The organism is Streptomyces sp. HM190 (assembly GCF_009857135.1).
Taxonomy (GTDB): Bacteria; Actinomycetota; Actinomycetes; order Streptomycetales; family Streptomycetaceae; genus Streptomyces; species Streptomyces heilongjiangensis.
This window is the reverse complement of sequence record NZ_CP047318.1, coordinates 7,452,529-7,465,311: the sequence shown is the minus strand read 5'-3', so window position 1 is coordinate 7,465,311 and position 12,783 is coordinate 7,452,529. Positions and strand designations below refer to the sequence as shown.

General features: G+C 71.7%; 10 protein-coding genes. 8 read left to right on the top strand and 2 right to left on the bottom strand.

From position 1 onward, the window contains the following. The first annotated feature begins 104 nt into the window (after window positions 1-104). Both GSY65_RS31965 and GSY65_RS31960 read left to right on the top strand, forming a co-directional pair. Window positions 105-530: a MarR family winged helix-turn-helix transcriptional regulator gene (locus GSY65_RS31965; RefSeq protein ID WP_159775086.1), complete on the top strand. Its 426-nt coding sequence runs from the start codon at window positions 105-107 to the stop codon at window positions 528-530. A 10-nt stretch (window positions 531-540) separates the two neighbouring features. After that, window positions 541-1,422, top strand: a complete 882-nt coding sequence (locus GSY65_RS31960; RefSeq protein ID WP_159775084.1) for an IclR family transcriptional regulator — start codon at window positions 541-543, stop codon at window positions 1,420-1,422. 38 nt (window positions 1,423-1,460) lie between these two features. Here the strand turns inward: GSY65_RS31960 and GSY65_RS31955 are convergent, their stop codons facing one another. After that, complete coding sequence (locus GSY65_RS31955) at window positions 1,461-2,561, bottom strand: serine hydrolase domain-containing protein (protein ID WP_159775082.1); 1,101 nt, start codon at window positions 2,559-2,561, stop codon at window positions 1,461-1,463. 249 nt (window positions 2,562-2,810) lie between these two features. Between GSY65_RS31955 and GSY65_RS31950 the strand changes: the two genes are divergently transcribed. Beyond that, window positions 2,811-4,202, top strand: a complete 1,392-nt coding sequence (locus tag GSY65_RS31950) for a glycoside hydrolase family 16 protein (RefSeq protein ID WP_159775080.1) — start codon at window positions 2,811-2,813, stop codon at window positions 4,200-4,202. A 93-nt stretch (window positions 4,203-4,295) separates the two neighbouring features. On the opposite strand, the gene GSY65_RS31945 is transcribed toward GSY65_RS31950, so the two are convergent. Beyond that, window positions 4,296-5,201: a helix-turn-helix transcriptional regulator gene (locus GSY65_RS31945; RefSeq protein ID WP_159776612.1), complete on the bottom strand. Its 906-nt coding sequence runs from the start codon at window positions 5,199-5,201 to the stop codon at window positions 4,296-4,298. Between the two features lie 138 nt (window positions 5,202-5,339). Between GSY65_RS31945 and tkt the strand changes: the two genes are divergently transcribed. Genes tkt through pgi form a run of 5 tightly spaced genes read left to right on the top strand, consistent with a single transcriptional unit; the run spans window position 5,340 to window position 12,782 of the window. Next, complete coding sequence (tkt, locus tag GSY65_RS31940) at window positions 5,340-7,391, top strand: transketolase (protein ID WP_159775078.1); 2,052 nt, start codon at window positions 5,340-5,342, stop codon at window positions 7,389-7,391. Between the two features lie 19 nt (window positions 7,392-7,410). Continuing rightward, the gene (gene tal, locus GSY65_RS31935; RefSeq protein WP_159775076.1) at window positions 7,411-8,568 is read left to right on the top strand and encodes a transaldolase; all 1,158 of its coding nucleotides are present in this window, start codon (window positions 7,411-7,413) and stop codon (window positions 8,566-8,568) included. Then, the gene (zwf, locus tag GSY65_RS31930; RefSeq protein WP_159775074.1) at window positions 8,565-10,118 is read left to right on the top strand and encodes a glucose-6-phosphate dehydrogenase; all 1,554 of its coding nucleotides are present in this window, start codon (window positions 8,565-8,567) and stop codon (window positions 10,116-10,118) included. The genes tal and zwf overlap by 4 nt, the downstream gene beginning before the upstream one ends. Next, entirely contained in the window at window positions 10,115-11,053 is a 939-nt protein-coding gene (gene opcA / locus GSY65_RS31925; protein WP_159775072.1) for a glucose-6-phosphate dehydrogenase assembly protein OpcA, read from the top strand. Before zwf ends, opcA begins: the two co-directional genes overlap by 4 nt. Continuing rightward, entirely contained in the window at window positions 11,046-12,782 is a 1,737-nt protein-coding gene (gene pgi / locus GSY65_RS31920; RefSeq protein ID WP_159775070.1) for a glucose-6-phosphate isomerase, read from the top strand. The genes opcA and pgi overlap by 8 nt, the downstream gene beginning before the upstream one ends. The last annotated feature ends 1 nt before the right edge of the window (window position 12,783 follow it).

Genomic DNA, 12,783 nt, shown 5'->3' with positions numbered 1-12,783 from the left:
GGGCAGTACGTACGTGCCGCCCCGCTGGGGCCTCGACCAGGGAGCCCGCCATCGCCGGCCAGCAGACTCAGAACTCCGCCTCGATCGACGCGCGCGAGCCGTGGATGCGCGGGCTGCACGCGGACACGGGGTATCTGCTGTACCGCCTGGGGCTGCGCTCGGGGCAGCTGTTCAACGCGTCGTTGCAGGAGTCGGGGCTCAGGCTGCGCCACTACGCCCTGCTTCGCTTCCTGACGACCACACCGGGCGCGCTCCAGCGGGAGCTGAGCGCCTCCCTCGGGTACGACCCGAGCGCGATCGTCGGCCTGGTCGACGACCTGGAGAAGCTCGGCCTCGCCGAGCGGCGCCCCTCACCCGACGACCGGCGCAGCCGGATCGTGGTGCTGACCGAGGACGGCCGCGCCTTCCTGCGGGACACCGACGAGGCGGGCCGGCGCGTCACCGACGAGCTGCTGGGGCCGCTGGACGCCGCCGAGCGTGACGCGCTGCACGCCCTGCTCCAGAAGGTCACCGAGGGCGGACTGGGGTGACCCGGTGCCGATGACCGCCGACGCGCTGCCGGAGCCGGGGGCCGCGCGCTCCGCCCCGGACCGGCTGCTCGCCGTGCTGGCGGCCTTCGACCACGACCATCCGGCGCTGACGCTGACCGACATCAGCCGCCGGGCCGGGCTGACCCTCACCACGGCACACCGCCTGGTGGGCGCGCTCACCGAATGGGGCGCCCTGGAGCGCGACGCGGACGGGATCTACCACGTGGGGCTGCGGCTGTGGGAGGTCGCGGCGCTCGCCCCGCGCGGACTGGCGCTGCGGCAGATCGCGCTGCCGTACCTGGAGGACCTGTACGAGGCGACGCACGAGAACGTGCAGCTGGCGGTGCGCGACGGCGACGAGGTCGTCTACATCGAGTGGTTCTCCGGGCGGTCGGCCGTCGGCGTCCACATCCGGGTCGGCGCCCGCTGGCCGCTGCACGCGACGGGCGTGGGACTGGCGCTGCTCGCGCACGGCGATCCCGAGTCCCAGGAGAGCTACTGCCGACGGGAGTTGGCCGCCTTCACGCCGTACACCATCACCGACGGCGCCCGGTTGCGCCGGGTCCTGGCCGAAGTACGGCGCACGGGAGTGGCGGTGAGCAGCCGTCAGGTCACGGAGGACGCCCTGTCGGTGGCGGCACCGGTCCGGGGACCGGGCGGGGCGGTGGTCGCCGCGGTGTCGGTGGTCGTCCCCCAGGCGGGCGCACAGGTCCCGGTGCTGACGCCCGCGGTACGGGTCGCGGCGAGGGGCATCTCCCGAGCCCTGGGCTGGCAGCCTGACGAGCCCCCGCACCCCGGAGCCCCCCGTGGCACGGGCCGCGGGTCCCTGATCCCGGGCCGCTCCGCCACGCCACCGACCCGACCGACGCCGACACCCGCCCCGCCTTCCTGAGGCGCGCCCGCGCCGACGCCGGGCGCCCCGGCGCAGGTTCAGGCGGTGAGTCCCTCGTAGACCGCCGCGAGGATCTGGAACGCGCGGTCGTCGACGAGGCCGCCGTCGTCGAGCATCTGGTTCATGGCGTAGGCGACGGACACCCGGGCGTCGAGGTCCACGAGGACGAGGGAGCCGCCCCAGCCGCCCCAGAAGCAGGTGCGGGGGTTGGGGAGGTGGCCGGTGTCCAGGGCGTAGCCGAGGCCCCAGCGCAGCGGTACGCCGAGGATCCGGTCGGTACCGTTGAACTGCTCCTCCAGCAGCCGCTCGCAGCCCTTCTCCGAGAGCAGCCGCACCCCCCGGGCCGCGCCTCCGCAGGCCGGCAGCGACTGTATCGCGGCGATCGAGCGGGCGTTGCCGTGTCCGCCCGCGGCCGGGATCTCGGCGCGCCGCCAGGCGAGGGTGTTGGCGGTGTCCGGCGGGATGACCGGGTTGGGCTTCGGGCCCCGGCGGGGTGGGGAGGAGGGCGGCGGGAGGATCGGTGCGACCCGGTGGTCGTGCTCGGCGGCGAGGCCGATGTGGAAGTCGGCGCCCAGCGGCCCGGCGACCTCCTCGGCGAAGAACGCGCCGAGGCTGCGGCCGGTGACCCGGCGGACGACCTCCCCGACGAGGTACCCCTGGGTGACCGCGTGGTACCCGACGTCGGTGCCGGGCTCCCAGGCGGGTGCCTGCGCGGCGAGCCGGGCGGTGGCCGTCGGCCAGTCGTAGAGGTCCTCCAGCGTGGTCGGCGCGTCGAAGACGGGCAGCCCGGCGGTGTGGGAGAGCAGATGGCTCACCCGCACGCCCTCCTTGCCCGCGGCGGCGAACTCGGGCCAGTACGCGGCGACCGGCGCGTCCAGGTCGAGGGCGCCGCGGTCGGCGAGGATCAGCGCGCACAGCGCGGTCATCGTCTTGGTGCTGGACCAGACGTTGACGAGGGTGTCCCGCTCCCAGGGGATCGTGCGTTCCGCGTCGAGGTGGCCGCCCCACAGGTCGACCTCCGGCTCACCGTCCACGAACACCGCCACCGAGGCCCCGACGTCCTTGTCGGCCAGGGAGGCGGCCAACGCCGCGCGCACCGGCGTGAATCGATCCGTACACGTGCCGTGAGTGTCCACCATGGGGGCAGGCTAGCGGGCGCCGCTCCGCCGGACCATGGAACAACGGGTCAGGCAGCGAACCGGTGATCTTCACAGGGTGAACTCGCCCTCCCCGCAAGCACTTTCTCTGCTTTAACTCTTGACGACCGGAGCCGCGGAGCGCACATTGGCCGCACGCTCTTCCGTGAGAGCGCTCTCAGGTACGGGACCGGCAGAGCGTTCTCCGCACGCGCACCTCACTCCGTACTCCCCCACCCCAAAGAGGCCGCCATGAGTGAACCCTCCGGCACACCCGTCGGGCGCCCCCGCCGCCCGCTCCGGCGCGTACTCCTCGCCGTCGTCAGCGCGCTGGCGCTGGCCACGGCGGGGGCGACCACGGCGCAGGGGGCCGCCCCCACACCGCCCTCCGGTTGGACCCAGGTCTTCCTCGACGACTTCAACGGCGCGGCCGGCTCCGGTGTGAACACCTCCAACTGGCAGTACGCGACCGGGACCTCGTACCCCGGCGGGCCCGCCAACTGGGGCACCGGCGAGGTCGAGACCATGACGAACAGCACCGCCAACGTCTCGCTCGACGGCAACGGCAATCTGCGTATCACCCCGCTGCGCGACTCGGCGGGCAGATGGACCTCGGGCCGTATCGAGACCAACCGCACCGACTTCCAGCCCCCGGCCGGAGGCAAGCTGAGGGTCGAGTCCCGGCTCCAGATGCCGAACGTGACGGGCACGGCCGCCGAGGGCTACTGGCCCGCGTTCTGGATGCTGGGCGCGCCCTACCGGGGCAACTACCAGAACTGGCCGGGCGTCGGTGAGCTGGACATCATGGAGAACGTCCAGGGACGCAACCAGGTGTGGGCCACCATGCACTGCGGCACCAACCCCGGCGGCCCGTGCAACGAGACGACCGGCATCGGCAACTCCACCGCCTGCCCGGGTACCACCTGCCAGTCCGGCTTCCACACCTACACCATGGAGTGGGACCGCTCGGTCACCCCGGAGACGATCCGGTTCTCCGTCGACGGCACGCAGTTCCACTCGGTCAACGCCGGCCAGATGGACGCGACGACCTGGAACAACGCCACCAACCACGGCTTCTTCGTCATCCTCAACGTGGCCATGGGCGGCGCCTTCCCCGACGCGTTCGGCGGCGGACTGGACGGCGACACCCGCTCCGGTGTCCCCATGGTCGTCGACTACGTGCAGGTGCTGTCGGCCGCCGGGGGCACCACCAATCCCCCACCGTCGGGCACCCGTGACGCGTACAGCACCATCCAGGCCGAGTCGTTCAACGGTCAGAGCGGGGTCAGCACCGAGAGCACGTCCGACTCCGGCGGCGGCCAGAACATCGGCTCCCTCGCGGGCGGCGACTGGGCGCTGTTCCAGAAGGTCGACTTCGGGTCCGTGGGGGCCACGCAGTTCGTGGCCCGGGTGGCAAGCGGGGCGAACGCCGGCGTGAGCGGACTCGTCGAGGTCCGCCTGGACAGCCGGTCCAACGCCCCCGTCGGCAGTTTCTCCCTCGCCAACACCGGCGGCTGGCAGTCCTGGCGGACGGTGCCCGCGAACATGAGCCGCGTCACCGGGACGCACGACGTGTACCTGACCTTCACGAGCGGCCAGCCGCAGGACTTCGTCAACGTGAACTGGTTCAACTTCGCCCGCTGAGCGGGTCGTCGAACCCCACGGGGAGGGGCTCCGTCCACGGGCGGGGCCCCTTTCCCGTGCGCGGCCCTCTCGGGTGCCGCCCGGACGGCGCGGTCAGCGCATCTCCGCCCGGAACGCCATGGGCGTCGTCCCGGTGTGCAGCTGGAAGAACTTGGAGAAGTTCGCCGAGTCGGGGAAGCCCACCGCCGCGCCGACGCGGCCCGTCGGCAGGTCGGTGTGGGCCAGCAGCCGTTTCGCCTCCAGGACCACCCGCTTGTCGATGAAGCCCTTCGGGGTCTCCCCGGTGGCGGCGCGCACCGCCCTCACCAGGGTGCGGCGCGAGTAGCCGAGGGCGTCGGCGTACGCGCTGACGCTGTGGTTGGTGGTGAACTCACGCTCCACGGCGTCCCGGAAGCGGGTGAAGGTCGTGTCGTGGTGACTCGGGGACGCCCCGGCCGCGCTGTCCGCGAGATGGGCGAGGCGCAGCAGAAGAGCCGTCAGGGAGTGCCGCAGCACGGCGGTGTGCAGGGTGAGCGGCAGGGTGGTCGTGTCGACGTACTCGCGCTCCAGATGTGCCAGGGAGGCGCGCAGGCCGGCGAGCCCGGCCGCGTCGGGGCGGAGCAGCGGGGGCAGGTCGTAGCGGTAGAGGCCGGTGGCCTCGACGGTCTCCCGGGGCAGGAAGCCGGGTTGCATGGTGAGGACGGTCCCGCGGTACCCGGTGGTGTGTGAGAAGCGATGCACCTGTCCGGGGCGGATCCACAGCAGATCGCCCGCGTCCGCCTCGTACTCGGTGAAGTCGACCATGTGGGTGACCGGGCCGTGGTCGAACAGCATCACCACGTGGAAGTCGATGCGGTGCACCCGTTCCAGGGGGACGTCCGCGTGCCAGGTGCGGCGGTCGCCCATGGGGCCGACCCGCATCCCGACGCCGAAGAGGCTGAGGTCCGCCGGGAACGGGACGGTGGTGATGCGGCCGCCCTCCCCGGTGCCGTCGCCGTCCCCGCTGTCCGTGTCCTTCATGCTCTCGCCCGCCCCGGTCCGCCGGTGTCCCAGTTTCACCGAAGGGTGGCACACGACAACCTTCCTTCTCAAAAGTCAGACTTTTAGCTTTGAAGGCACAAGAGCCAATCCGCCGCACCTATCGAGGACTTCTTGAAGATGAACTGGACAGAACTCGACCGACGTGCCGTCGACACCGCGCGCCTGCTGGCGGCCGACGCCGTCCAGAAGGTCGGCAACGGGCACCCCGGCACGGCGATGAGCCTGGCGCCCGCCGCGTACACGCTCTTTCAGAAGGTGATGCGACACGACCCCGCCGATCCCGAGTGGACCGGCCGTGACCGCTTCGTCCTCTCCCCCGGCCACACCTCGCTGACGCTGTACACCCAGCTGTTCCTCGCCGGGTACGAGCTGGAGCTGGACGACCTGAAGGCGTTTAGGACCCATGGTTCGAAGACGCCGGGTCACCCCGAGTACGGGCACACGGCGGGGGTGGAGACCACCACGGGTCCGCTGGGGCAGGGGGTCGCCAACGCCGTCGGCATGGCGATGGCCGCCCGCTACGAGCGCGGCCTGTTCGACCCGGACGCGCCCGAGGGCACGTCCCCGTTCGACCACACGGTCTGGGCGATCGTCTCCGACGGCGACCTGGAGGAGGGCATCTCCGCGGAGGCGTCGTCCCTGGCGGGCCACCAGAAGCTCGGCAACCTGGTGTTCCTCTACGACGACAACCACATCTCCATCGAGGGCGACACCGCCACCGCGTTCTCCGAGGACGTGCTGGGGCGGTACGAGGCGTACGGCTGGCACGTCCAGCGGATCGAGCCGGCGTTCAACGGGAACGTCGACGTGCACGCCCTGTACGACGCGCTGCTGGCGGCGCGGGAGGAGACCTCGCGTCCCTCCTTCATCGCGATGCGCACGATCATCGCCTGGCCCGCCCCCAACGCGCAGAACACCGAGGCCGCGCACGGCTCCGCGCTCGGCGCGGACGAGGTCGCCGCCACCAAGCGGGTCCTCGGCTTCGACCCGGACAGGACCTTCCAGGTCGCCGACGACGTCCTCGCGCACACGCGCCGGGCCCTCGACCGGGGCGCCGAGACGCACGCCGCCTGGGACAAGCGGATCGCCGAGTGGCGCGCCGCCCAGCCCGAGCGTGCACAGCTGTTCGACCGAGTGGTGGCCGGCCGGCTGCCCGAGGGCTGGGAGGCGCACCTGCCGGTGTTCGAGGAGGGCACGTCCGTGGCGACCCGCGCCGCGTCCGGCAAGGTCCTCCAGGCACTCGGCGCCGTCATCCCCGAACTGTGGGGCGGCTCCGCCGACCTCGCCGGTTCGAACAACACCACCATCGACAAGACGTCGTCGTTCCTCCCGGCCGACAACCCGCTCCCGGAGGCGAACCCGTACGGCCGCACCATCCACTTCGGCATCCGCGAGCACGCCATGGCCGCCGAGATGAACGGCATCGCGCTGCACGGCAACACCCGTGTCTTCGGCGGCACCTTCCTGGTGTTCTCCGACTACATGCGCAACGCGGTCCGGCTGTCGGCCCTGATGCACCTGCCCGTGACGTACGTGTGGACGCACGACTCCATCGGTCTCGGCGAGGACGGCCCCACCCACCAGCCGGTCGAGCACCTGGCCTCGCTGCGCGCCATCCCCGGCCTGAACGTCGTCCGTCCGGCCGACGCCAACGAGACCGCGATCGCCTGGGCGGAGATCCTGCGGCGGCACACCACGCGCCCCGCGCCGCACGGGCTGGCGCTCACCCGCCAGGGTGTGCCCACGTACGCGCCGAACGCCGACGCCGCGAAGGGCGGCTACGTGCTCCGGGAGTCCTCGACCGCGACGCCGGAGGTGATCCTCCTCGCCACCGGCTCCGAGGTGCGCCTCGCCGTCGCCGCGCGGGAACTGCTGGAGGCCGAGGGGGTCGGGACCCGGGTGGTGTCGATGCCGTCGGTGGAGTGGTTCGAGGAGCAGCCTCGCGCGTACCGCGAGAGCGTGCTGCCGCCGTCCGTGAAGGCCCGCGTGGCGGTCGAGGCCGGTATCGGTCTCACCTGGTACCGGTACGTCGGTGACAGCGGTCGCCTCGTCTCCCTGGAGCACTTCGGTGCCTCCGCCGACGCCGAGACCCTGTTCGCCGAGTACGGCTTCACCCCCGAGAACGTCGTCACCGCGGCGAGGGAATCCCTGGCCGCCGTCCGTGGTTGACGCGAGCGCCTGAAGGAAGATGATCACTGTGACCACCGAAACGACCGCGGCGACGGCCGCCGCGGACCCCCTGCGACGGCTCTCCGAGGAGGGCGTCTCCGTCTGGCTCGACGACCTCTCCCGCGCCCGCATCGCCTCCGGCGCCCTCGCCCGGCTCGTCGCGTCCGGTCACGTCGTCGGCGTGACCACCAACCCGTCGATCTTCCAGGCCGCGATCGGCTCGGGAGAGGGCTACGAGGAGCAGCTCGGCGACCTGGCGGTGCGCGGAGTGACGGTCGACGAGGCCGTCCGGATGATGACGACCGCCGACGTCCGCGCCGCCGCGGACGTCCTGCGCCCGGTGTACGAGGCGACGGACGGGCGGGACGGCCGGGTCTCGATCGAGGTGGACCCCCGGCTGGCCCACGACACCCGTGCGACGATCGCCGAGGCCAGGCAGCTCGTCTGGCTGGTCGACCGCCCCAACGTCATGATCAAGATCCCGGCGACGAGGGCGGGTCTGCCGGCGATCACCGAGGTCGTCGGCCTGGGCATCAGCGTCAACGTCACGCTGATCTTCTCGCTGGAGCGCTACGGCGAGGTGATGGAGGCGTATCTGGCGGGCCTGGAGAAGGCGCAGCGCAAGGGCCTGGACCTGTCGGCCGTCCACTCCGTCGCCTCCTTCTTCGTCTCCCGCGTCGACACCGAGATCGACAAGCGGCTGACGGTGCTCGGCACGGACGCGGCGCTCGCGCTCCGGGGCCGCGCCGCGCTCGCCAACGCGCGGCTCGCCTACCAGGCGTACGAGGAGGTGTTCTCCGGTGACCGCTGGACCGCGCTCGCCGGGGCCCGCGCCAACCGGCAGCGCCCGCTGTGGGCGTCGACCGGGGTGAAGGACCCGGCCTACAAGCCGACCCTGTACGTCGACGAGCTGGTGGCGCCGGGCACGGTCAACACGATGCCGGAGGCGACCCTGCGCGCCACCGCCGCGCACGGGGTGATCCGCGGCGACACCGTGACCGGTGGCTACGCCCAGGCCCGCGCCGATCTCGCGGCCGTGGAGGCGCTCGGCGTCTCCTACGACGAGGTGGTGCGGCAGTTGGAGGAGGAGGGCGTCGCCACGTTCACGGCGGCGTGGCAGGACCTGCTGGACGCGGTGGCGAAGTCCATGAACAGCAAGGGAGTTGATGGGGAATGACCGTGGAGACGACCGCTCTCGGGGCGGGCGACTGGGCCAACCCGCTGCGGGACGCCCGCGACCGCCGGCTCCCCCGGATCGCGGGCCCCTCCGGTCTCGTCATCTTCGGGGTGACCGGTGACCTGTCCCGCAAGAAGCTGATGCCGGCCGTGTACGACCTGGCCAACCGCGGGCTGCTCCCGCCGGGCTTCTCACTGGTGGGCTTCGCCCGCCGGGACTGGGAGGACCAGGACTTCGCGCAAGTGGTGCACGACGCGGTGCGCGAGCACGCGCGCACCGAGTTCCGCGAGGAGGTCTGGCAGCAGCTCTCCGAGGGCATGCGGTTCGTGCCGGGCGACTTCGACGACGACGAGGCGTTCCGGCAACTGCGCTCGGCCGTCGCGGAGTTGAACGCCTCGCGGGGCACCAGCGGCAACTTCGCGTTCTACCTCTCCGTACCGCCGAAGTTCTTCCCGAAGGTCGTCCAGCAGCTGAAGAAGCACGGGCTGGCCGACGCGCCCGAGGGCTCCTGGCGGCGCGCGGTCATCGAGAAGCCGTTCGGTCACGACCTGGCCAGCGCCATCGACCTGAACGAGATCGTGCACGAGGTGTTCGACCCGGACCAGGTCTTCCGCATCGACCACTACCTGGGCAAGGAGACCGTCCAGAACCTCCTGGCCCTGCGGTTCGCCAACCAGATGTACGAGCCGATCTGGAACCGGTCCTTCGTGGACCACGTGCAGATCACCATGGCCGAGGACATCGGCATCGGCGGCCGGGCCGGCTACTACGACGGCATCGGCGCCGCCCGTGACGTCATCCAGAACCACCTGCTGCAGCTGATGGCGCTCACCGCCATGGAGGAGCCGATCGCCTTCGACGCCGAGGCGCTGCTCACCGAGAAACTGAAGGTCCTCAAGTCCGTGCGGCTTCCCGCCGATCTGGGCGCCCACACCGTGCGCGGCCAGTACACGGGGGCCTGGCAGGGCGGTGAGAAGGTGGTCGGCTACCTGGAGGAGGACGGCATCGACCCGGGCTCCCGCACCGACACCTACGCGGCCGTCAAGCTGGAGATCGACAACCGCCGCTGGGCCGGTGTCCCGTTCTATCTGCGCACCGGCAAGCGGCTGGGCCGCCGGGTCACCGAGATCGCGGTCGTCTTCCAGAGCGCCCCGCACTCCCCGTTCGACTCCACGGCCACCGAGGAACTGGGGAAGAACGCGATCGTCATCCGGGTGCAGCCGGACGAGGGAATGACCGTGCGCTTCGGTTCGAAGGTGCCGGGTACCTCGATGGAGATCCGGGACGTCACCATGGACTTCGCGTACGGCGAGTCGTTCACGGAGTCCAGCCCGGAGGCGTACGAACGGCTGATCCTGGACGTGCTGCTCGGCGACGCCAACCTCTTCCCCCGCCACCAGGAGGTGGAGGAGTCCTGGAAGATCCTCGACCCGATCGAGGAGTACTGGGCCAAGCACGGCAGGCCCGCGCAGTACCCCTCGGGCAGTTGGGGCCCCGAGGAAGCCGACGAGATGCTCGCACGAGACGGACGGAGCTGGCGCAGGCCATGAAATTCGACCTGACGGACACCACGGCAAGCAAGATCAACAAAGCCCTGGTGCAGGGACGCCGGGCCATCGGCACGCCCGCCGTGGGCATGGTCCTCACGATGGTGATCGTGACGGACGAGGAGAACGCGTACGACTCGATCAAGGCGGCCGAGGAGGCCTCGCACGAGCATCCCTCGCGCACCCTGGTCGTCATCAAGCGGCACGCCCGCACCCCCCGCGACCGCACCCGGTCGCACCTGGACGCCGAGGTGCGGGTGGGCGCCGACGCGGGCACCGGCGAGACCGTGGTGCTGCGGACGTACGGCGAGGTCTCCGACCACGCCGACTCCGTCGTCCTGCCGCTGCTGCTGCCGGACGCACCGGTCGTGGTGTGGTGGCCGGTGGACGCCCCGGAGAACCCGGCGAAGGACCCGCTGGGCGCGCTGGCGCAGCGCCGGATCACCGACATGTACGCCGTCGACTCCCCGCTCGTCGCGCTGGAGCAGCGGCTCGCCTCCTACACCCCCGGTGACACCGACCTGGCCTGGACGCGGCTGACACCGTGGCGTTCCATGCTCGCCGCCGCCCTGGACCAGGCCCGCACGGAGATCACCTCGGCGGCCGTGGACAGCGAGGCCGACAACCCGAGCGCCGAACTGCTGGCCCGCTGGCTGGAGGCCCGCCTCGGGGTCGCCGTCGAGCGAGTCGTGACCGCCGGACCGGTCGTCACGGGCGTACGGCTCGGCACGGAGCACGGTGAGATCGTCATCGACCGCCCCGAGGGCCCGCTCGCCACGCTCACCCTGCCGGGCCAGCCGTCGCGCACCCTTGCCCTGAAGGTGCGCGCCACCTCCGAGCTGATCGCCGAGGAGCTGCGCCGCCTGGACGCGGACGAGATGTACGCCATCGCCCTGCGCGGCGGCGAGCACACCGGGAAGGGGGCCGGTGATGAGTGACGCCCCTCGTCTCAACCGGCGTCCGGAGTGGGCCGAGTTGGGGGACCACCGCGCGGGCCCGATGCTGCACGCCTCGCTGCGCGAGCTGTTCGCCGCCGACCCCGGGCGCGCCGAGCGGTACGTCGTCCGCGCCGGTGATCTGCGGATCGACTACTCCAAGCACCTGATCACCGACGAGACACTCGCCCTGCTCCTGGAACTCGCCGCGGCGAGTGATGTGTTCGGGCAGCGGGACGCGATGTTCCGCGGCGAGCGCGTCAACATCACCGAGGACCGGGCGGTCCTGCACACCGCGCTGCGCGCCCCGCGTGACGCCGTGGTGGAGGTGGACGGCGAGAACGTCGTCCCGGCCGTGCACGCGGTCCTGGACCGGATGGCCGCCTTCGCCGAGAGGGTCCGCTCCGGCGAGTGGACCGGTCACACCGGCCGCCGTATCCGCAATGTCGTCAACATCGGCATCGGCGGCTCCGACCTCGGCCCGGCGATGGCGTACGAGGCGCTGCGGCCGTACACCGACCGGTCGCTGACCGTGCGGTTCGTGTCGAACGTCGACGGCGCCGACCTGCACGAGGCGGTGCGCGACCTCGACCCGGCCGAGACGCTGTTCGTCGTCGCCTCGAAGACGTTCACCACGATCGAGACGATCACCAACGCGACGTCGGCGCGGTCCTGGCTGCTGCGCGGGCTCGGCGACGGGGGAGCCGCGCCCTCCGGCGACGCCGGGAGCGGGGCGGAGAAGGCGGTGGCCCGGCACTTCGTGGCGCTGTCGACGAACGCCGAGAAGGTCGCCGGGTTCGGGATCGACCCGGACAACATGTTCGAGTTCTGGGACTGGGTCGGCGGGCGCTACTCCTTCGACTCGGCGATCGGCCTGTCCCTGATGATCGCCATCGGACCGGACCGCTTCCGGGAACTGCTCGACGGGTTCCGCACGATCGACGAGCACTTCAGGACGGCACCGCCTCAGGCCAACGCCCCGCTCCTGCTGGGGCTGCTGGGGGTCTGGTACGGCGACTTCTTCGACGCCCAGTCGCACGCGGTGCTGCCCTACTCGCACTACCTGTCCCGGTTCACCGCGTATCTGCAGCAGCTGGACATGGAGTCCAACGGCAAGCAGGTGGGCCGTGACGGGCTCCCCGTCGAGTGGCAGACCGGGCCGGTGGTGTGGGGCACGCCGGGCACCAACGGTCAGCACGCGTACTACCAGTTGCTGCACCAGGGCACCAAGACGGTCCCGGCGGACCTCATCGGCTTCGCCCGCCCGGTCGCCGGGATGGATCCCGAACTCGCGGCGCAGCACGACCTGTTGATGGCCAACCTCTTCGCGCAGGGCCAGGCGCTGGCCTTCGGGAAGACCGCCGAGGAGGTGCGGGCCGAGGGGGTGCCCGAGGAGCAGGTGCCGCACCGCACGTTCCACGGCAACCGCCCCACGACGACCGTGCTGGCACCCGAGCTGACCCCCTCGGTCCTCGGCCAGCTGATCGCCCTCTACGAGCACAAGGTGTTCGTCCAGGGCGCGATCTGGAACATCGACTCCTTCGACCAGTGGGGCGTCGAGCTGGGCAAGGTCCTCGCCAAGCGCGTGGAACCCGCCCTGACCGACGGCGCCGACGTGCCCGGACTCGACCCGTCCACGGCGGCCCTGGTCGCCGCGTACCGCGCGCTGCGCGACACCCACGACTCCCGTGACACCCACGACTCCCGTGACACTCAGGAAGAAGTGAACTGAC